The organism is Streptosporangium amethystogenes subsp. fukuiense (assembly GCF_042665875.1).
In the GTDB taxonomy this organism is placed as follows: domain Bacteria; phylum Actinomycetota; class Actinomycetes; order Streptosporangiales; family Streptosporangiaceae; genus Streptosporangium; species Streptosporangium fukuiense.
Map to the genome: position 1 here is coordinate 6,193,999 of NZ_JBHTEE010000001.1, position 16,019 is coordinate 6,210,017.

The 16,019-nt window shown below is 68.4% G+C and carries 35 protein-coding genes and 1 pseudogene; 1 reads left to right on the plus strand and 35 read right to left on the minus strand.

What is annotated here, in order from left to right; genetic code table 11:
• Window positions 1-153 precede the first annotated feature (153 nt).
• The 22 genes and pseudogenes from ACFQVD_RS26760 to ACFQVD_RS26865 form a co-directional block, all read right to left on the minus strand.
• Window positions 154-426 (minus strand): hypothetical protein, encoded by a 273-nt coding sequence (locus ACFQVD_RS26760; RefSeq protein WP_343981862.1) that lies wholly within the window; start codon window positions 424-426, stop codon window positions 154-156.
• Window positions 427-454: 28 nt separating this feature from the next.
• Window positions 455-1,570 (minus strand): hypothetical protein, encoded by a 1,116-nt coding sequence (locus ACFQVD_RS26765; protein ID WP_343981859.1) that lies wholly within the window; start codon window positions 1,568-1,570, stop codon window positions 455-457.
• Between the two features lie 118 nt (window positions 1,571-1,688).
• Window positions 1,689-2,021 (minus strand): hypothetical protein, encoded by a 333-nt coding sequence (locus tag ACFQVD_RS26770; RefSeq protein ID WP_343981856.1) that lies wholly within the window; start codon window positions 2,019-2,021, stop codon window positions 1,689-1,691.
• Window positions 2,018-2,590, minus strand: a complete 573-nt coding sequence (locus tag ACFQVD_RS26775) for a hypothetical protein (RefSeq protein ID WP_343981853.1) — start codon at window positions 2,588-2,590, stop codon at window positions 2,018-2,020. Before ACFQVD_RS26775 ends, ACFQVD_RS26770 begins: the two co-directional genes overlap by 4 nt.
• A 71-nt stretch (window positions 2,591-2,661) precedes the next feature.
• Window positions 2,662-2,847, minus strand: a complete 186-nt coding sequence (locus tag ACFQVD_RS26780) for a hypothetical protein (protein ID WP_343981850.1) — start codon at window positions 2,845-2,847, stop codon at window positions 2,662-2,664.
• Window positions 2,844-3,623 (minus strand): hypothetical protein, encoded by a 780-nt coding sequence (locus ACFQVD_RS26785; RefSeq protein WP_343981847.1) that lies wholly within the window; start codon window positions 3,621-3,623, stop codon window positions 2,844-2,846. Before ACFQVD_RS26785 ends, ACFQVD_RS26780 begins: the two co-directional genes overlap by 4 nt.
• Window positions 3,622-4,035 (minus strand): annotated as a pseudogene (locus ACFQVD_RS26790) (DNA cytosine methyltransferase); the annotation flags it as partial. The gene ACFQVD_RS26785 and the pseudogene ACFQVD_RS26790, both read right to left, overlap by 2 nt.
• A gap of 47 nt (window positions 4,036-4,082) precedes the next feature.
• On the minus strand, window positions 4,083-4,247 hold the full coding sequence (locus tag ACFQVD_RS26795; protein ID WP_343981844.1) for a hypothetical protein: 165 nt from the start codon (window positions 4,245-4,247) through the stop codon (window positions 4,083-4,085).
• On the minus strand, window positions 4,244-4,615 hold the full coding sequence (locus tag ACFQVD_RS26800) for a hypothetical protein (protein ID WP_343981841.1): 372 nt from the start codon (window positions 4,613-4,615) through the stop codon (window positions 4,244-4,246). Before ACFQVD_RS26800 ends, ACFQVD_RS26795 begins: the two co-directional genes overlap by 4 nt.
• The gene (locus ACFQVD_RS26805; protein WP_343981838.1) at window positions 4,612-5,103 is read right to left on the minus strand and encodes a hypothetical protein; all 492 of its coding nucleotides are present in this window, start codon (window positions 5,101-5,103) and stop codon (window positions 4,612-4,614) included. Before ACFQVD_RS26805 ends, ACFQVD_RS26800 begins: the two co-directional genes overlap by 4 nt.
• Window positions 5,096-5,251 (minus strand): hypothetical protein, encoded by a 156-nt coding sequence (locus tag ACFQVD_RS26810; RefSeq protein ID WP_343981835.1) that lies wholly within the window; start codon window positions 5,249-5,251, stop codon window positions 5,096-5,098. Before ACFQVD_RS26810 ends, ACFQVD_RS26805 begins: the two co-directional genes overlap by 8 nt.
• Window positions 5,244-5,954 (minus strand): hypothetical protein, encoded by a 711-nt coding sequence (locus ACFQVD_RS26815; protein WP_343981832.1) that lies wholly within the window; start codon window positions 5,952-5,954, stop codon window positions 5,244-5,246. Before ACFQVD_RS26815 ends, ACFQVD_RS26810 begins: the two co-directional genes overlap by 8 nt.
• A complete protein-coding gene (locus tag ACFQVD_RS26820) occupies window positions 5,951-6,121 on the minus strand; it encodes a hypothetical protein (protein WP_343981830.1) in 171 nt (56 codons plus the stop codon). Before ACFQVD_RS26820 ends, ACFQVD_RS26815 begins: the two co-directional genes overlap by 4 nt.
• Window positions 6,118-6,624, minus strand: coding sequence for a hypothetical protein (locus tag ACFQVD_RS26825; protein ID WP_343981828.1), 507 nt, complete (start codon window positions 6,622-6,624; stop codon window positions 6,118-6,120). Before ACFQVD_RS26825 ends, ACFQVD_RS26820 begins: the two co-directional genes overlap by 4 nt.
• A gap of 86 nt (window positions 6,625-6,710) precedes the next feature.
• Complete coding sequence (locus ACFQVD_RS26830) at window positions 6,711-7,106, minus strand: hypothetical protein (protein ID WP_343981824.1); 396 nt, start codon at window positions 7,104-7,106, stop codon at window positions 6,711-6,713.
• Window positions 7,103-7,663: a hypothetical protein gene (locus ACFQVD_RS26835; RefSeq protein WP_343981820.1), complete on the minus strand. Its 561-nt coding sequence runs from the start codon at window positions 7,661-7,663 to the stop codon at window positions 7,103-7,105. The genes ACFQVD_RS26830 and ACFQVD_RS26835 overlap by 4 nt, the downstream gene beginning before the upstream one ends.
• Complete coding sequence (locus ACFQVD_RS26840; protein ID WP_343981817.1) at window positions 7,660-7,977, minus strand: hypothetical protein; 318 nt, start codon at window positions 7,975-7,977, stop codon at window positions 7,660-7,662. Before ACFQVD_RS26840 ends, ACFQVD_RS26835 begins: the two co-directional genes overlap by 4 nt.
• Before the next feature lie 22 nt (window positions 7,978-7,999).
• Window positions 8,000-8,245, minus strand: a complete 246-nt coding sequence (locus ACFQVD_RS26845; RefSeq protein WP_343981813.1) for a hypothetical protein — start codon at window positions 8,243-8,245, stop codon at window positions 8,000-8,002.
• A gap of 47 nt (window positions 8,246-8,292) precedes the next feature.
• Window positions 8,293-8,820: a hypothetical protein gene (locus ACFQVD_RS26850; protein WP_343981809.1), complete on the minus strand. Its 528-nt coding sequence runs from the start codon at window positions 8,818-8,820 to the stop codon at window positions 8,293-8,295.
• Window positions 8,817-9,185 (minus strand): DUF6915 family protein, encoded by a 369-nt coding sequence (locus ACFQVD_RS26855; protein WP_343981806.1) that lies wholly within the window; start codon window positions 9,183-9,185, stop codon window positions 8,817-8,819. The genes ACFQVD_RS26850 and ACFQVD_RS26855 overlap by 4 nt, the downstream gene beginning before the upstream one ends.
• On the minus strand, window positions 9,182-9,991 hold the full coding sequence (locus ACFQVD_RS26860; protein WP_343981803.1) for a hypothetical protein: 810 nt from the start codon (window positions 9,989-9,991) through the stop codon (window positions 9,182-9,184). Before ACFQVD_RS26860 ends, ACFQVD_RS26855 begins: the two co-directional genes overlap by 4 nt.
• Window positions 9,988-10,230 (minus strand): helix-turn-helix transcriptional regulator, encoded by a 243-nt coding sequence (locus ACFQVD_RS26865; protein WP_343981800.1) that lies wholly within the window; start codon window positions 10,228-10,230, stop codon window positions 9,988-9,990. Before ACFQVD_RS26865 ends, ACFQVD_RS26860 begins: the two co-directional genes overlap by 4 nt.
• Window positions 10,231-10,401: 171 nt before the next feature.
• Here ACFQVD_RS26865 and ACFQVD_RS26870 point away from each other — a divergent pair, with 171 nt between their 5' ends.
• A complete protein-coding gene (locus ACFQVD_RS26870) occupies window positions 10,402-10,695 on the plus strand; it encodes a helix-turn-helix domain-containing protein (protein ID WP_343981797.1) in 294 nt (97 codons plus the stop codon).
• A 105-nt stretch (window positions 10,696-10,800) separates the two neighbouring features.
• On the opposite strand, the gene ACFQVD_RS26875 is transcribed toward ACFQVD_RS26870, so the two are convergent.
• From ACFQVD_RS26875 to ACFQVD_RS26935, 13 genes are all read right to left on the minus strand, one after another.
• Window positions 10,801-11,220 carry a DUF6205 family protein gene (locus tag ACFQVD_RS26875; protein ID WP_343981794.1) on the minus strand — a complete coding sequence of 140 codons (420 nt, stop codon included), beginning with the start codon at window positions 11,218-11,220 and terminating at the stop codon, window positions 10,801-10,803.
• A gap of 74 nt (window positions 11,221-11,294) precedes the next feature.
• Complete coding sequence (locus ACFQVD_RS26880) at window positions 11,295-11,651, minus strand: hypothetical protein (protein WP_343981791.1); 357 nt, start codon at window positions 11,649-11,651, stop codon at window positions 11,295-11,297.
• 17 nt (window positions 11,652-11,668) lie between these two features.
• Window positions 11,669-11,797, minus strand: coding sequence for a hypothetical protein (locus ACFQVD_RS26885; RefSeq protein WP_343981788.1), 129 nt, complete (start codon window positions 11,795-11,797; stop codon window positions 11,669-11,671).
• A 196-nt stretch (window positions 11,798-11,993) separates the two neighbouring features.
• Entirely contained in the window at window positions 11,994-12,134 is a 141-nt protein-coding gene (locus ACFQVD_RS26890) for a hypothetical protein (RefSeq protein WP_343981786.1), read from the minus strand.
• Between the two features lie 70 nt (window positions 12,135-12,204).
• Window positions 12,205-12,702 carry a hypothetical protein gene (locus tag ACFQVD_RS26895; protein WP_343981783.1) on the minus strand — a complete coding sequence of 166 codons (498 nt, stop codon included), beginning with the start codon at window positions 12,700-12,702 and terminating at the stop codon, window positions 12,205-12,207.
• The gene (locus ACFQVD_RS26900; protein WP_343981780.1) at window positions 12,699-13,043 is read right to left on the minus strand and encodes a hypothetical protein; all 345 of its coding nucleotides are present in this window, start codon (window positions 13,041-13,043) and stop codon (window positions 12,699-12,701) included. The genes ACFQVD_RS26895 and ACFQVD_RS26900 overlap by 4 nt, the downstream gene beginning before the upstream one ends.
• A complete protein-coding gene (locus ACFQVD_RS26905; RefSeq protein ID WP_343981777.1) occupies window positions 13,040-13,807 on the minus strand; it encodes a Rad52/Rad22 family DNA repair protein in 768 nt (255 codons plus the stop codon). Before ACFQVD_RS26905 ends, ACFQVD_RS26900 begins: the two co-directional genes overlap by 4 nt.
• A complete protein-coding gene (locus ACFQVD_RS26910) occupies window positions 13,807-13,956 on the minus strand; it encodes a hypothetical protein (protein ID WP_343981774.1) in 150 nt (49 codons plus the stop codon). The genes ACFQVD_RS26905 and ACFQVD_RS26910 overlap by 1 nt, the downstream gene beginning before the upstream one ends.
• Complete coding sequence (locus ACFQVD_RS26915; protein ID WP_343981771.1) at window positions 13,953-14,369, minus strand: helix-turn-helix domain-containing protein; 417 nt, start codon at window positions 14,367-14,369, stop codon at window positions 13,953-13,955. The genes ACFQVD_RS26910 and ACFQVD_RS26915 overlap by 4 nt, the downstream gene beginning before the upstream one ends.
• On the minus strand, window positions 14,369-14,596 hold the full coding sequence (locus tag ACFQVD_RS26920; RefSeq protein ID WP_343981768.1) for a BldC family transcriptional regulator: 228 nt from the start codon (window positions 14,594-14,596) through the stop codon (window positions 14,369-14,371). The genes ACFQVD_RS26915 and ACFQVD_RS26920 overlap by 1 nt, the downstream gene beginning before the upstream one ends.
• Window positions 14,593-15,387 carry a hypothetical protein gene (locus tag ACFQVD_RS26925; protein ID WP_343981765.1) on the minus strand — a complete coding sequence of 265 codons (795 nt, stop codon included), beginning with the start codon at window positions 15,385-15,387 and terminating at the stop codon, window positions 14,593-14,595. Before ACFQVD_RS26925 ends, ACFQVD_RS26920 begins: the two co-directional genes overlap by 4 nt.
• A complete protein-coding gene (locus ACFQVD_RS26930) occupies window positions 15,380-15,805 on the minus strand; it encodes a DUF6197 family protein (protein WP_343981762.1) in 426 nt (141 codons plus the stop codon). The genes ACFQVD_RS26925 and ACFQVD_RS26930 overlap by 8 nt, the downstream gene beginning before the upstream one ends.
• Window positions 15,802-15,966, minus strand: coding sequence for a hypothetical protein (locus ACFQVD_RS26935; RefSeq protein ID WP_343981759.1), 165 nt, complete (start codon window positions 15,964-15,966; stop codon window positions 15,802-15,804). The genes ACFQVD_RS26930 and ACFQVD_RS26935 overlap by 4 nt, the downstream gene beginning before the upstream one ends.
• Window positions 15,967-16,019: the final 53 nt, after the last annotated feature.

Below are 16,019 nucleotides of genomic sequence, written 5' to 3' on the forward strand. Positions count from 1 at the left end.
AAATGCCAGAAGACGCCGCACTGGTAGGCGCGCATGCACGCATCCGGGTGCAGGGCACGGCCAGCTCGTTTCGCGGCGCTGCGGGTCTCGTATGACTTCTTGCCGCATGTGGTGCATGTGCCGATCTGCAGGCTGAGAGGGGAGATGTTCCAACTAGTCACGACCCGCCTCCACGGGAGCGTCCGGGCCCATCCGGCAGCGTCCGGCAGCATCCGGAGTCGTCCGGGGTCCTGCGGGGTTCAGGCCGGCGAGCATCAGCACCACCCGGGCGGCAGAGTCGAGTGCTGCGGCTGCCGCCCGGGTGGTCTCGTCGTGTGCTGCGGGCCGCATCGCCCTCAACGTGCGGGCCGCGTCCTGGGCGAAGGTGGCGCGGGTGTGGGCTTCATGGGAGGCGTACGCCTCAGCCACCAGGGCTTTGAGCCTCACAGAACCTCTCAGGGGCTTCAGCGTGGTCTCAGGCATGGACGACCTCTCCGAACAAGTCGAGCTGTGCCGCCGTGACCACCGTGTGAGGCCGCGGCGAGACAGAGGCGGGTGCGGGCTCCTCCGCGGGGACGCCGAGGTTTTGAATGTCGGCCAGGGCCGGGTGGACCTGGCCGTACACCTGCTCCGTAGCCACGCCCGCGAGGAGGGAATCCCCGACGACAATCCGCGGGCGGAAGGGCGGGATCGTGTCGAGGCGCAGCGTCGGCAGCAGCTCGGAGCGGTGCATCAGGTCGCCGACCGCGACCACGACCCGCAGCCGGGCGACCGCGGCGGTGAGCGGGTCGATCTCGCAGCCGTCGACACCAGAGATGATGCGGCGGATCGCCTCGACCGGCTCCAGGACGGGGCCGCCGGACACGCCCGGCATCTTCATCTGGCGGCAGGCGAGCGCCCCGGTGGTGTACCACTCCCACAGGTAGTCGATCGTGCGGATCAGCATGTGCCCGGTGCCGCACGTCGGGTCGATCGTGCGCAGCAGCGGCTCATCGCGGAATTCGCCGGCGGCGGGGACGAGGGTGAGGTCGAGGATGCCGTCCGCGATCCACCACGGGGTTTGGGCGAACGCGAACGTCTTGACCCGCTCGGTAGACAGCGCTTGAAGTAGGTCGCCGGGCAGCCACCCAGAGATCGATGTCGGCCCAGCCGAGACTTGGTAGGCGAGGCTGGGCGCGTCTCCGCTCCACCACTCGATCAGGTCCCGGCACGCCTCGTCGGACGGCGTATGCTCCCGCAACTGGGAGTAGCGGGGGTCCAGCAGGCACCGAGTGGCCGGGTGGGCGGCGAGAGAGTTGATCGCCGCGGACAGCCAGCCGAGCGCACCACCGGGCCGGTCGAGGACGGCGGAGCGGAGCTTCGGGGTGACGTTTCGCAGGAACGGGTTCACGAGCTGGTGGTCTTCGGCCCACGCCACCAGCACGGAGTAGTACACCCAGGCGACCGCGGCCGGGCGGACCGCTTCCAGGCGACCGTGTTGGCCATGCATCGGCCCGTTGCCGGCCATAGAGGCGGCGACCGCATCGACATGATCACGCAGCGCTTTGACCAGCGGGCGAGCGAAGGTGGAGTCATCGACACGGTTCGTCACGACGTCACCGACCCATCGCGGACGGTTTCCGCTACGGGCCGCTCAGGGCACGTACGGGAGTGCTCGGCAGCGTTGCCCTCCCACTCAGCGAGAGAGCAGCAGTACGGACGGAAAGGCATCACGCCCCCTCCCCGAGCACCGCGCGGATGGCTTCCGCCCACTCCGACGGCACCTGGGCGCGAACCTGGGTCAAGAAGTCCTTCGGGTCGGGCTGGCCAGAGTTGAGAGAGGCGTCACAGATCGCAGACGACTCCCTCACCAAGAAGAGGTGGTCGCGGGCGGAGTCCCACCGCCCGGTTTCCAGCGCGGCCAGCGCACGGCCGAGGTGCTCGACCATCCGGGCGAAGTGCATGGCGGCCTGGCGGTCGCGGCCGGCGTTGGTCGCGGTACGCAGCAGTTCGGCGGGGACGAGGGGGTCGGTGGTGTCCGGGGCGGTCTGCTCGGGTGTCATGCCGGTACCTGCTTTCGCTGATCGCGGCGGAGCTGCGTCTTGTACAGCTCAACGGTGGATGGTTGGACGCCGAGGCGGCGGGCGAGGGCGCTACGGTTGGTTTCGCCGGTGGACAGCAGGAACTCGAAGTCCTCCATGCGGCCGGCCGCCATGGCGAGTTGGGTTTGTCTGCCTCGGGCGAGCGCGGCCTGGCGGTCAGCGTTCACTTCGTCAATGGGTCGTGGCAGGGGCGGCCCAGCGGCTGGGCGTCCTGCTTGATCCCAGCGAATGAAGCAGGCGGCGCACCATTCGTTGGTGCGTGCAGGAATCTCTCGTTTGCAGCAGGTGCAGGTGATGATCCGGTGCTTGCGGGGGCGTTTCTTGGCGGCTTCCCGGCATTTCACCTGTAGGCCGTCTGAACGGGATGCGTCCTTGGCGAAGGCCGCATGAGAGTGCCACTCCTTGCAGTCGGTGCACCACTTCTCCCCGGCGGTGAGGTGTTGGTCGTAGTCCGTCAGGGTCGTGCCGATACGTGATGCGGCGACTGCACGGACACGAGCCGGGGTGGCGTCGGGGGGGTTGGTGCCCATCGGGGGGTTGCTCCTTTCGGCCAGGGAGGGCGGGGCGGCACGGGTGGGGTGCCGCCCCGGGAGGTAGACGGTCAAGCAGTGAGGGTGGCTGCGGCGGGTGACGAAGCGATGCGGTCGAGCAGCAGGCGCAACGCATACACGGCCTGCTGGCGGACAACGCCGTTCCCCAGTGCCTTCAGGCGGGCGTTGCGGAGCCCGGCCGGGGTCATGTCGGGCGCGGGGACGTCGGTGACGTGGCCTTCGGGGAGGCCCATCATCCATTCGACGAAGGCTGGCGCAAGGCGTCCTCGATCGTCAGTTGGCCGAGGGGCAGGTCGTCCGAGGATGTGCTCCCAGCGTCGGATGGCGGGCTCGTATGCACCCCATGCCACGACCCCGGCGCTTCCTCCAGGCTGGTCAGTTCCCTCGGCACGATGCCCGAGGTCAGCTCGATCGCCTGCTCCAGGCTCGGCGATGAGCTGTGCTTCAGCATCGTCCCGCGGCTCGTCCTGGTCGCCGAGACGCGCGGGGTCGGCAGGAGCTTCTCGATCGAGTCCAGCGACGGCCTCACAGCAGCCCCTGGGCTCGGGGACTGGTTGCTGCCGTATCGCGTCGCGGTCGGTGTCGGCAGGAACTGCTGAACCGCCGAGGGCAGCATCAGGTCCCCGGAGGATCCCCGCTGGTTCGGCCCTCCGTGGGTTCCGTCCGTCGCCCGAGGCGTCGGACGCAGCTCCGCCACCTCGGCGGCCAGGCACAGCCCGTGCGTGCCCGCCTTCTGCGACGGGGAGCGCCTGGTCTGCCGGTTCTCCTGCTCCGATGCCCTCGGCGTGGGCAGCAGCGAGATCGTGTGGCGCAGGTTCATCCCGCCCTGAGCCGCGTGTCCCGCCCCGGTGCCCTCGCTGGTCGTCGGCGTCGGCAACAGCTCCACCACCGCTGGCAGACCGTCCTGGTAGCCGCGGCCCTTCGAGTCCCGGGCGCGGGGCGTCGGCAGGCCGGGCGAGACAGAACCACCGGTACCGCTCGTGGGTGCCTCCGACAGCGGACGCTGGAACACACAGCCATTCCGCATCGAACCCGAGGCGGGCAAGATCAGCGAGGACGACGTCAAGTCCAGGTCGCCGATTAACGATGGCCCGCACGTTTTCCAGGACGACGAGGTCAGGTCGTAGCGCACCGATGGCTCGGGCGATGGTGAGCCAGAGGCCACTGCGGGTTCCTTCCTTGATGCCAGCGCCGAGGCCGGCGTAGCTGAGGTCGGTGCAGGGGAAGCCTGCGGTGAGGATGTCAACGGGCTCGACCCGGGCCCAGTCGACCTTGGTGAGGTCGCCGTGGTTGGGCACGTCGGGCCAGTGGTGGGCGAGGATGCGGGCGGCGTATTGGTGGCGGTCCTCGCGGCCGTTCTTGTCGGGCGGCTCGTACTGGCAGTGCCAGGCCATGGACCCGCCGAAGACCTCCATGACGGCCATGTCGAGGCCGCCGTAGCCAGTGCAGACGGAGCCGATACGAGGCTCGGTCACTTCTTCTCCTCTGATGGCGGGGTGCAGGTGATGGTGGGCTCCACGTCGTCGACCTCTGCGTGGAGCACGTTGGCGAGGGCTTCGCCGAGCGGGTCGTCCGGGGAGAGGCAGGCGGCCAGGTAGCCGCCCGCCAACACCAAGGCACCGAGAATCCAGCTCACCGGCGCTGCTCCGCGGGCAGAAGCGCTTCGGCCTGGCGGGCGCGGGCGAGGTGGCTTTCCGCGAGCTGAGCAGACATCTCCGACTGGCGGAGCGCCCGGTCTCGGGCTGCCAGCAGGTCGGCGTTCGTGGCCTGCTGGGCATCGCGTTCGGCCCGCGCCGTTTCCGTCTCCCTGTGGGCGCGGGTCAGGTCCGATGCCGCCCGGGATCGGCCGGCCTCCATGCCGAGGAACAGGCCGGCGACCACGCAGACGGCGGAGATGAGGACGACGGCGACGACCGCGATCCACGCCCCGCCTGCGAGGCCAACCAGGAGCACGAGGGCGGCTTGGATGGTGAGGATCAGCGGCCAGTACGGCTTGAGGGTCACGCTTCCCCCTCCCCTGTGGTGGTGGGGAAGGCGGTTGTGGTGCCGGGGTAGACATCCAGGTAGCGGCGGATGAGGTAGAGCACTTCCTCGTGCTCGACCTCTTTGAGCGCCCTGTACATGACGGCCTTGGCGGTGGCCAGCTCGACTCCGAGCTTGTCCCGCTCGGTCTCGGCCTTGTCTGTTCGTGCTCGGGCGAGGGCGTAGTCCGTGCGGGCGCAGTGAGTGTCACGGCGGGACTCGGCCAGGGCGGCGGTGAGGCGCCCTACCTCGGCCTGCGCCTGTCCGAGAGCTGCTTCGTGCCCGCACTCGACGGGGTCCGTGCAGCGGAGCCGCTTCACCTCACCCTGCAGCCACGTAGCCGCCCACAGCAGGTCCTTGACCGGCAACCGCTCCGGCGGGATGTTGAGGGCGTTGAGCTCCTCAACCGGGGGGCCGAGCTCGGCGCGGAACCCGGCGTCGAGGGCGTCAAGGCCAGGGGTCTCAGCCACGGCGGACCTCCTTCCTGTCCCACTTCACGACCAGCAGGGGCAGCGGGCAGACGTAGATGGCGGCGGGGGCGACGTAGACGCCGACCCAGATGTCACGCGGCTCCACGTAGATCGACAGGCGGCCGATGCGGAGACGACGGTCAGCCACGGGTGTCCGCCTCTCCGGTGTCGGACAGGGAAGCAGCGGGAGGGCAGGTGTGCTCGGCGACCTTCGCGTTCAGGTCAGCGAAGTCATCGCCTCCACGGATGTAATAGATCGAGGCGCCGCACTCGGAGCACGTCAGCCGCGGATAGCCGTCGTCGGTGTTGACGTAGGCGCTCCCCGCCAGAAGCGTCGGGGAGCCAAGAGGGCGGCTCACCACCTCGCCACCCATCCGAGCCTCAGCCAGGTCGGAGACCATGATCAGGGCGACGCCGAAACGACGAGCCTCCGCGAACGAGATGTGCCCCGGCGCCCCTCGGAAGAGGATGCTGTCCGCCTCGTTGAGCGTGCAGGGCCACCGGCGGGCGCTGGAGTAGGGAACCACCTGCCAGCCCTCGGTGTCGTCGTCCCCGAAAGCACCGCCTTCAAGGTCAAGGCCGTACGGCTCGTACGCCGGGCGGGGCAGGACGATCAGCGTCTCGTCGCCCTCGGTGAGGGGCTTGGCGTCGTAGACGTTGCGCAGCACCATCGCGACGTGGCCGAAGTGGGCGGCATGCGCGTCGTGGTCCTCGGGGCAGGAGCAGCCGCCTGCGGCGATCTCGGTGGCGGTGCCGGTGGCCCACGCGGCGAACACGTCAACAGCCAGGGCGGCAGCGTGCTCACCGAGACGGGCCTGTAGGGCGTCAAGGAGGTCGGGTTGGGTGCTCATCGGTTGTTCTCCTGCGGGTACGGGTTACGTGTGAGGGCGGGGATGGGGGCGGTGTCCAAGACAGCGGCCGGCGTGCTGGCCTTGACGGGGGGACGGTGGCGTCGGCCCTTCGGGGCGGGCAGCACCACCGTCAGCAGCGCGGCCAGGAACGCCTCCAGGCGGCTCACCGGGTGCCGTCCTGACCGATCTCGGCGTGAGCGGCGTTGAACCGCTCCAGAGGGTCCGCTGCCTGCACACCGGTCGGGGAAGGGTCCGTGACCGGCTGCGTGACCAGGTCCAGCGACGGGAGAGGGCGAATCACCTGAGGCACCTCGACGCCCGACACCCCCAGCAGAATCGCGTTCGGGTTCGCCACGTCCACAGCCTGCTGGGCGTGCGTGAGGTGCTGCTGGCGGTCCAAAGTGCGGCGCTGGATCCACTGCTCCCGCTCGGCGACGCGCTGCTTCTCCTCAGCGATCCGCCGCTCGGACTCGGCGATCTCCTGCCGCCACCCGTTCATGTCGGCGTCACACCGGTCGGCCTGCGCCCACTCGGCGTAGGCGAACGCGGCTGCCTGGTCGTAGCGCTCTTTGATGGGGGCGGTCACGGACTGGGCGGCGGCGTCCGTCGCGAACGTCACAGCGGGGGTGGTGGGGTGGACGAGCTGGTCGGTGGCGGGGCGGGACTTCATGGGGATCTTCTTTCGTTCGGGGGGTGGTTGGATTGGGGGGCGGCCCGGATCTCCTCGGCGGAAACGGGGAGATCCGGGCTGCACTGTCAGGTCGAGGCGTTGATCTGCCGGGCGAGGGTGAGCGGGTGACCGCACGCGACCTCGTCGACGCTGTTGCCCATGCCTTGGGCTGCGTGCCGGTCGGCCTCGTCGGCGATCTCTTCCAGCCAGGCGGCGAGAGGCTTCCGCGCGTTGATCAGAGCCGCGAGTTGCCGGGCGAACCGGGACTCGCCAGCGTGGAGGCGGACGAACACGCAGTTCCGGCAGTGGCCGAAGGCGTCGAACCTCGTCGCGGGCGCCGACTCATCGTGCTGGTCGCACACGCTGATGATCAGCTCGTTCTCGGCAGGGTTGCCCACGATGCGGGCTGTGCCGGGCGCGTAGACCGGGACGTCCCCGGTCAGCGCCTCGGCTGCGGCGCGCAGCTCGTCGGCGGCGCTCACTCGGCACCGCCGCAGGGGGTGACGAGAGCCGCAGCGGAGACAACATCGGTCTCGTACCAGTCGTTGCCGCCGCCGCTCACGAAGGAGTACCGGACCCCTACACACCCCTCAGGGACGTCATCGCCGTAGACGGAGAGCAGGTGCAGCTGCACCGGTTCTCCGTCGTTCCAGTCCGGGTAGGAGACGAGGACGACGTCGCCGGCCGCGACCTTCTCGGCCAGTTCGGTGAGGCGGACCGGGGCGGCGGGTGCGGGCTCTACCTGCCCCGGAGCCTCCGACTCGACATCGGCCAGGTCTCGGCGGTACGCCTTCACGATCCGCTCGACCTCACGGATCCGGCGCCGGGCGTCCGCGAGAGCAGCGTAAACGTCTCGGCAGTCGTCGAACGGGAAGTCAGCGTCGTCGCCACTGCCCACCCGGTTGAGATTGGCCAGGTTCTCGTCGATGGTCTGCATCTCGACTCGGACGACGTGAACGGAGTCGTGCAGCTTTCGGGCGAGAGCGCCTAGGTTGGCGAGGTGCGCCGCGTAGCTCTCGTCGGGGAGGTTGCCGCTCACTCGGCACCCCCGCCGATGCGGATCACGAGCGGGGCGACGGTGTACTCGGTGGTCATCTCGTCGCCGGACACCGTCGCGTACAGCTCTTCCGGGCTGTCGTCCACGGTGGCGTCCTGCGGGTGCCAGGCGAAGTCGACGTCGCCCTCGTACTGCTGGCGCTCCGTCTCCTCGACGAGCTCGCGCGCCTCCTCCCGGGTGTCTCGCATCGCGAGCGGGGCGCAGTAGGCCGACACCAGCCACCGGGTGACCTCGGTGACGCCGGGCGGGATGGTGGTGGAGAGCGGCTCCCGCTCAACACCAGTGGTCTCAGACATGGGGGTTGGTCCTTTCAGGGGGTCAGGAGGTGGGGGCGCCGGTGATGACCTTGAGGAACGCGATGCCGTCCCCGGTCTCCGCGATGTCCATGGCATCGGCGTAGGCGTTCACCAGGTGCAGCAGTTCGTCGCGGCCCCCGCCGGCGACCATGCCGATCAAGGTCTGGATGAAGTCGGACGGCTTGGCGTCGCCCTCGTCGTGACGCCACAGGACGTGGGAGGCGACCTCGGTGGTGATGGTCAGGGCGGGCATCGTCTTCTCAGACATGGGGGTGGTCTCCGTTCAGGAGGAAGAGGAAGGGGGAAGGCGGAGGGTCACTCGTGGTCGTAGAAGTCGACCTTGATCCCGTCCTTCTTGACCGTGACCTGCGCGTGGTCTCCGAATGCAGCGAGAAGGACCTCGTCGAACTCCTCGCTGTCCATCGCCCTGTGCAGCGCGAGGCAGCGGTCATAGCGGGCCACGTCGGGACCGGTGTAGTCGTCGTACCTGTAGTCGCGGCTCTCGCTGTCCCACGTCCGGGGGCGGGTGCCGAGCGTCTCGTTTGAGCTCAGCTCCATCTGCCAGGTGTCCTCGTCGTCGTACTCGCCATCCTCATCAGCCGGGGCGTCGGCGACGTTCTCGACAGTGCGGAACCAGGGGTACCCCACTCCGAACTCGCACGGGTCGCCATCGTTGAAGTGCGGCGTGTACTGGGTCCACCCGAACTCCACGATCGACGGGTCGTTCAGGACCGCCTGCAAGATCGGAGAGAACTCCTCCAGGGGGCGCTGCTTCTTCTTCGGGTCACGGCGAACGATGTCGCCCTCGACCGGGATGCCGAGGAAGCTGTTGGTGCTGGTCATGACTGGTCTCCGGGGGTGAGAGCGAGAGTGGAAAGAGAAACGGTCTTGGTCTGCTTGCCGCCCATCCACGTGGCGATGGGCATGCCGTTGAGGTAGTCCGCCGGGGAGGGGAGCCAGCCGAGGCCCTCGATGATGTGGCGCTCCGCGATCAGCCGGACGGGGATCTTCTTGCGGCCGACCGTGATGGTGTCGCCGAAGATCCGCTGGCACAGGTAGACCCCGGCCGTGTGGTGGTACAGGGAGCGGTGCCGGACGTCGCCGATGATCTGCTTCGACGAGTCGATCAGCTCCTCTATGGGGAGGTAGAGTTCCGGCTCCCCGCCCCACTTCCTCGCCGCCGATTGGGCGTGGTACCAGCTGTTCACGACGCCTCACCGAGGGGAAGCTCCGGCCAGCCGGGCGGGTCAAGCGGAAGGGCGCGCTGAGCGGCCAGTTCCAGGCGGAGCTTCGTGGACTCGTACAGGCGGTAAACGGCCTCGATCTGGTGGCCGAACACCTCGTACGCCTTGCCGGACTCGCCCGTGTGCCAGAACAGCGCCTCGTACTTCCTCATGGGGCGGTCGTCCTGCCGCACCGCACCGGCCTGACGGAGCTTCTCCTTAAGGTCGGCAACGGAGATCCGGACACCGAACCTCTGCTTGATCAGCACCACGACTTCGGCGAGCGGGAACGTCTTCGGCGTGAACGGCTCAGAAGCGAGCAGCGCGGCGACAGGTTCCGGCGAGACCCGAAGCAGTGCCAGGGCGCGCTGCCGCGCCTCCTCCTCCAGATCAAGGAGGCGCTTCCGCACCGCTTTCGAGATCTCCGACCCGGTGAGCATCTGGCCGATGTTGAGGATCGTGCGGCGGGTAAAGGTCGTGACCGTGTTCTGCGAGGGGGCCAGGGACAGAATGTCCCCGCCCTCCGTGATCACAGTGTTGACCTTGGCGAACTCCCGGTACTCCTTGCCGCGCAGGACACGCATGCCGTGCTCTTCGAGTTCTTTTCGGTTGCGCTGCGCGACCTTCTTGATCGTCTCGACGGGCACCTCGTAGTAGGCGGCGACGCCGGGGCCGTCCACGTGGATGCCGTCAGGGAAGAACGTCAGCGCCTTCACCTTGTCGAGGACCTCGACGTGATCGGCGTACTGTGCCCGCAGCGCGGGGCTTTCGGTCAGGGCCAACTCGTTCACTTGGCCGCCTGCTCGGTGTTGATGGTGATCTCCCACAGTTCGTCGAAGGTCGCGCCGTCGAAGGCGCGGACCAGAGCGCAGATGAACTTGGCGCTCGGGATCTTGCGGCCACGGAGGATCCGGTTGACGGTCCCCTGGTTCACTCCCATGGCGTCGGCGAGGCGCTGCTCTGTGGTGAGTCCGGTCTGCTCGCGGTATTTGGCGAGTTTGGCGTGACGGATTCGGAGCGGGGCGCTCACTGGGGCTCCTTTCTGCTGGTCAAGTCCTGTATGCAAGAGCGGGTAACCCGCTTGCAGCTTCACCATAATGCACGTGTGCATTGAGCGCAACGGCAATGTCACCTCGAAAACCAGCCAGCAACGCCCTGACATGCGTGGACGGGTAACCCGGTCGCGCATAAAGTGGCCCGCGTGAACGACTGGTGGGACTACGTGCAGCGCATCACCGGCTCGGCGACCCAACAGGCCATCGCCGACAAAACCGGCATCGGCCAATCGAGCATCGCCCGATGGCGCGAAAAAGGCCCACGGCCAGACAGCGCAGCCGCCTTCGCTCGCGCCTATGGCCGCCCCACCTTGGAAGCGTTCAAGTACGCCGGGTTCCTCAGCGAGGAAGAGGTGAAGATCACAGAGGCGCCGGTCAACCTCGCCGAGATCGACACCGACGTGTTGCTCGCCGAAGTCCGCCGCCGCATTCCTGACTGACACCTCTCCTCCTTCTCTCGTTGCGTGTCGTGGTTGGTCTGCTGGCTCCCGTACAGCAGGCCGTCTGGGGTGGTCCCGCTCTCCGTGAAGAGCGGGACCGGAAGATCAGATGTGGTCGTTGAAGTTCACTTCGACGCCGTCCGGCCACACGATGCGGGGACGCACCTCGACCGCTTTGCCGTCCTCGACCTGCACTCGCCAGATGTCCGGGGAGCACTCGCCGAGGACGAGGATGTGGCCGTCGAAAGTGCGGCCCTCGCCGTGCTTGGTGACGATCTCCTGCAACTGGGAGACGAGAGGCCCCGCCCGCAGTTCCCCGGCGTCTGACGGGCGGATCGCAACGGCCTGCTTGCGGGTCAGCGTGCCCTCGCTGGTCTCTACGGTCTCCTCGACCATGCGCAGCCAGACGAGGCGCCGCCACTCGGCATTGCCGCCGGGCGAGATGAACTCGCTGTCCTGGAGTTCGCCCCACGGGATCGGCGGGTTGAAGGTGATCTCTCCGGACAGGTCGCTGTGGTAGCCCATGCCGGACTCCTTTCGATGATCAGTTGAGGGGGTGGTCCCGCCCTGCCCCTCGAAGGGCGGGACCGAAGAGCGGGCTAGAACGGCGGAGCCTCATAGCGGCGCCAGTCCGAGGTGGAGACGGTGCGGACCCACGGCGTGTATCCGGGCTTCTCGCGCGGGTGGCGGTCGCCGCTCCAGGTCGGGGCGGCGTCACCTTCGGTGGTGGTGTACTCGTAGCGGTGGGTTCGCCCGCGCCAGTCCTCCAGCTCAGCGAACGCCCGCCTGATAGCGGACCTGACCCGACCGTCATCGATGCACCCGATGGCCTCGTCGAGCTCCTCCCGGTCGAGGGGCCCCTCCTCGTCGCGCTCCGGCGGCTCCGGCTCGCAGTCGAGCCCCTGCGCCCGGTCGTCCTTGTCTTCCTGGTGCCAGTCGCGCTCGTACTCGGTCATCACGTATCTCCAGGGGGTTAGAGGTGCGGGGTGGCTTGGGTGGTGTCAGGGGTGTCGAGGCGGAACAGGGCGTCGGGCTCTTCCACCTCGTTGGGCTGAGCCAGGGGCTCCTCGCCGGGCTCCAGGAACACAGGGAACGGGACCACCGCGATCACCCGCCCGCGACGAGCACGACGACAACCCAGACGAAAGTGCCGATGATCGCGAGCGTCACCAGCGCAGCGAAGAAGCCGCCTGCGGCGGTCTCTGTCTTGCGGTTCACGAACAACCCTCTTTCAGGGGGTAGGTGGGTGGGTGGTGTCGGCCCTGCACGCCCCCGAGGAGTGCAGGGCCAACACGGGGTCACAGCAGGAGGGACAGCAGGCCGAGGAGGATCAGCAGGGCGATCAGCACCACCGCGGCGGCCAGGGCGACACTCACGCGCTCACGTCCAGGTCCGACGGAGACCCATACCTCGGGTCCGCGACCTGCAAGGCAAGGCATGACGGACAGCAGCCACACGGGGCGCCGGCCGCGGTCGGGCAGGCGACGACTTCGGCACCGGGCAGCCCCGTCACGACTCCCCCTCGGGGGCGTACTCCAGAGCGGGCGACCAGCCGCCGGCCACGTCCAGGCGCACCCAGCCGTGCACCCAGTGGCGGACGGGGACGTCGGTGGGGTCGGCGAGGCCGCGGCGGATCTTCCACCCGTTGGCGTACGCCGCAGCCGGGTCACGCTCGACCACGTCATGGCAGGAACGGCACGCGTGCAGATTGTTGGCCGCGGTGTTCGACCTCGGGTCCTTCGTCCCGCCCATGCCCTTCGCGATCCGATGCGACGGGTCCGTGGCTGCGGCGGCGCCGAGGCACACAATGCCGAGCTCACACCAGCCGCCCGACCTCGCGGCGAGCAAGGCCATGACCGTGGGCGGCGGGCCGGTGCGACGAACCCGCTTCGGCTTCGCTGCTGCCTGTTTGAGCGTGGCCCTGCCCGACTGCAGCCCCTTGCCACGGGCCATGGGCTTCTTCGCTGTCAGCCTGGTCTTCCGCTGGAGTGGCTCGCCGCGCTTCACAGCTGCCCTCCTGCCAGTTGCATCTCGGCCCGCGCCGTGGACTGGATCGTTCGGCCTACGTCGATGCGCGCGTGGAGTGCACGGATGTGCTCCTTCTGTAGGCGCACCGCGGCGGCAGCCTTGCCCCAGATCCGCCACAGGTGATCGGTCTGGGTGATCGCGACCTGCTTGCGGTCCTCGACCGATCCGGCCGCGTCGCGGAACGCTCCCGCGTAGGCCACCTTGAAGTCGCCTTCGGCCTCAACTGCGATGAACTCCAGGTCGGCCATCTTGGTGATGGCCTTATCGAGGTCCCGCGACAGCTGACCGAGCTGCTTGATGATCGTGAGCATCTCGGTCATGAGGAACCGCCCTTGACCCACAGGTCCTCAGTTACAGGCCCGCGATCAGCGGTCTTCGGGTTGGAGATGGTGTCCTTGACAAGCTTGTTGTGGGCGGACTTCTCTCCCTTGGTCATCGCACCCACCGCAGCAAGCTGCTCATCCGTCACCCGCGACCGGGAGATCGAACCGTCCTTATTGCGCGGCAGGCCGTCGCCCTCTTCGCCGGCGTCGCCGCCCTCGTCGTTGCCGAGGTCAACCTGCTGGTCGATGCCTTCCTGAATGTCGTTCTCGATGACGTCAGCCCCGGGCCGGACGAGCGTGCCCCTTACAAGGGCGGCCTGCTGCCCCTTGTTGTACAGCGACAGACCGAACTGGTCGCCGAGTTCAATGGCGCATCGCTTCTTCGCCAGGGAGATAGCGGACTTCAGCGCCAAGTCATGGGCGGCACCGCGCTTCTGGTTCTCCGCTGTAGCGGTTGCGCCGTCCTCGTAGTGGCAGACCTCGCGCCCGTCCTCGTCCTTAACGGTCAGGCGCATCGTGGCCTTGTAGCAGACATCCCACTTGCCCAGTGGTTTGTCAGTGTTGGGGTCGGTCCGCTCGGTCTCGAAGATCAGCTCCAGTGAGAGGAGTTCGGTGTCCCAGTTGCCGAACCCGAAGATGCGGATCAGGTGGGCGGCCACGTCCTGCTGCGAGACGTGGCTCTTGCCCTTGCCGTCCTGCAGGACGCGTTTGGAGTTGATCGGCCGAAGCAGCTGATCGACCTGTGCTCTGGTGAAGCCCATCAGTGCTGTTCGTCCTCTCTGGGTTCGTAGTCGGCTTGGTCGTCCCGGTCTTCGGGGTGGTCTCGCCCGGTCCATGGGGTCCAGGTCGGCCATGCCTCCCCTGGCTCAGCGGCGAGGTAGGCGCTCATGACGTCTTCGTCGTGGTTCACGCGGCCCCCTGGTGGAGGCGGCGCACGAGCCGGGTACGGCCGGCCTTGATGTCCATGGCGTGGGCTCGGACGGCGACGTCCTGCCAGCGGATGTACAGGCCGTCCCACTCGGTCGGGGTGACGCGCAGTACCCGGACAGGGCGGCCGTTGTTCCAGCCGGGGCAGGACACGATGTCCCCTGAGCCGAGGCGAGCGGCGAGCGTCGCTTCACGGAGGAACGCTTCAACGTCCTCGCGGGTGAAGCGGCGATGCCCGCCCTCGGTCAGCGCGGACGCGGTGAGCAGTCCGAGTGTCTGCCAGCGGGCCACCCGGCGAGGGCTCACCCTGAGCAGGGTGGCGACCTGACCGGACCTGAGATGCGTCACGCCTTGCGGCCAGACGACCGAGGTGGGAAGGACAGCGGGAGCACCCACTACGCCTCACCGCCCTGCGGGGAGTCGCCACGCAGCAGCGCCTCCACGACCTCGCGCCGGAACCGGCGGTGACCACCCGGGGTACGGATCGACTCGATCCGTCCCGCCTGCGCCCACCGGGTCACAGTCTTCGGATCCACCCGAAACGCTGCGGCGACCTCGCCAGGCGTCATCAGGTCGGAAGCCGCCGCGAACCGGTCGGCCTTACGGTGGTCAGCGGCGCTCATGCACCCTCACCGCCCTGCACAGCAGCGGACTGCTTCCGGCGGTAAGCGATCAGACGGCAGTTGATGCCCCACCACGTGCGATGGTGCGGGCTGTCGCCGATCTCGTCCCACTCAGCGTCGAGCAGGTCGAAGAAGTCGTCATCGCCGCAGCAACCACCGTGGGTCTCGCCGACGTAGATGAGCAGGTCGCCCTGGTAGGCGGTCAAGGCGTGCGTGGCCCACGGCTCGGCGTAGTTCGGCCAGGACATGAACAGTGCCCGGTCGGGGTGCTTCCCGGCGGCGGAGGCGTCGCCTCGCAGCAGCGGGTGATACGGCTCGATGACGTCGACGAACTTGTTGTCCGCCACCTCGTTCGGCTCGTACGCGACGACGTCCGTTCCAGCCTGGGCGAGTTGCCACGCCCAGTAGCCGGAGCCCGCGCCGACCTCGACCACGCCCCGCCCGGCAAGGACATCTGTGATCCACGCGATGTCGCCGGGGCTGGGGATCGACCACGAGTACGTGGACACCACGCCGTTGCGGCCGATCCCAAGGTTCGGCTCGTACCCGTAGGGGGTGACGCCCTGCCAGCGCCGCTCGTCCGTCGAGGGCATCTGACGGATCACCTCCCAGTAGGGGTTCGAGACCCCGTCCGGGACGAGCTGGTCATGCGTGGTGCCCGCGATCCGGAACAAGGGCTGCCCGAGCCACATCTCGGTGGCGCCGCGCTCCCAGTAGGAGGCGCAAGCGTCGAGAGCCCGCTCCGCGAACAGTCGCGCCACGTCGGGCACCTGCGTCATCACCTCAGACATGCGCGGTCTCCTCGGTCTGCTCAGGAAGGGAGAGGGCAGCAGCCCGCATCTGGTGGATGACCTGCTCCACGGACGGGCGGACATCGACCAGCCAGAACGCGACGTGGTTCGCGAGCGACTCCCCGTCCCACGGGCCATCAGCAGGACGGGCCATGTCCCAGCGGCCGATGCCATCGACCAGCGCGTACAGGGCTGCGAACCCGATGTCGTAGGCGCCGGACTCCACGAACCACTCGCCGGGCTTCGACCACTCCCCCGCGTCCTCGGCGCCCAGAACGAGCGCAACCGCGCCAGCGGGGCACAGGCAGCCGTCCGCGTCTTCGTAGTCCTCTCGGCACAGGCCACGGCGAAAGATCAGGTCAGCGGCGAGCGTCAGCGCTCCAGCCGCGGTGAGCCGCTCAACGGCGGGGGCGGTCACGGGTGGCCGCCGTCCAGCGTGTCATCCAGCGCGCTAACCACGCGCGCACCGAGCTCGATCCGGTCGAGCACCTCACGCGTCGTCCCGGGGAAGCGGGCCTTCACCTTCTGCCATGCGGCGGCGTCCGCCGCGATGTCCGTGGGGGGCTTACTGTTGGCCATGAGTCTCTGCTCCTCTAGTTGATCTCTGGTTGATCTCTGAGCGGGGATTCAGC

Bases quoted from the DNA above. Each gene is read 5' to 3' on its own strand.
- ACFQVD_RS26770 (WP_343981856.1), bottom strand. From the start codon at position 2,021: ATGACACCCGAGCAGACCGCCCCGGACACCACCGACCCCCTCGTCCCC.
- ACFQVD_RS26775 (WP_343981853.1), bottom strand. From the start codon at position 2,590: ATGGGCACCAACCCCCCCGACGCCACCCCGGCTCGTGTCCGTGCAGTC.
- ACFQVD_RS26780 (WP_343981850.1), bottom strand. From the start codon at position 2,847: ATGATGGGCCTCCCCGAAGGCCACGTCACCGACGTCCCCGCGCCCGAC.
- ACFQVD_RS26815 (WP_343981832.1), bottom strand. From the start codon at position 5,954: ATGAGCACCCAACCCGACCTCCTTGACGCCCTACAGGCCCGTCTCGGT.
- ACFQVD_RS26825 (WP_343981828.1), bottom strand. From the start codon at position 6,624: ATGAAGTCCCGCCCCGCCACCGACCAGCTCGTCCACCCCACCACCCCC.
- ACFQVD_RS26840 (WP_343981817.1), bottom strand. From the start codon at position 7,977: ATGTCTGAGACCACTGGTGTTGAGCGGGAGCCGCTCTCCACCACCATC.
- ACFQVD_RS26845 (WP_343981813.1), bottom strand. From the start codon at position 8,245: ATGTCTGAGAAGACGATGCCCGCCCTGACCATCACCACCGAGGTCGCC.
- ACFQVD_RS26850 (WP_343981809.1), bottom strand. From the start codon at position 8,820: ATGACCAGCACCAACAGCTTCCTCGGCATCCCGGTCGAGGGCGACATC.
- ACFQVD_RS26875 (WP_343981794.1), bottom strand. From the start codon at position 11,220: ATGGGCTACCACAGCGACCTGTCCGGAGAGATCACCTTCAACCCGCCG.
- ACFQVD_RS26880 (WP_343981791.1), bottom strand. From the start codon at position 11,651: ATGACCGAGTACGAGCGCGACTGGCACCAGGAAGACAAGGACGACCGG.
- ACFQVD_RS26890 (WP_343981786.1), bottom strand. From the start codon at position 12,134: ATGCCTTGCCTTGCAGGTCGCGGACCCGAGGTATGGGTCTCCGTCGGA.
- ACFQVD_RS26900 (WP_343981780.1), bottom strand. From the start codon at position 13,043: ATGACCGAGATGCTCACGATCATCAAGCAGCTCGGTCAGCTGTCGCGG.
- ACFQVD_RS26905 (WP_343981777.1), bottom strand. From the start codon at position 13,807: ATGGGCTTCACCAGAGCACAGGTCGATCAGCTGCTTCGGCCGATCAAC.
- ACFQVD_RS26920 (WP_343981768.1), bottom strand. From the start codon at position 14,596: ATGAGCGCCGCTGACCACCGTAAGGCCGACCGGTTCGCGGCGGCTTCC.
- ACFQVD_RS26925 (WP_343981765.1), bottom strand. From the start codon at position 15,387: ATGTCTGAGGTGATGACGCAGGTGCCCGACGTGGCGCGACTGTTCGCG.
- ACFQVD_RS26935 (WP_343981759.1), bottom strand. From the start codon at position 15,966: ATGGCCAACAGTAAGCCCCCCACGGACATCGCGGCGGACGCCGCCGCA.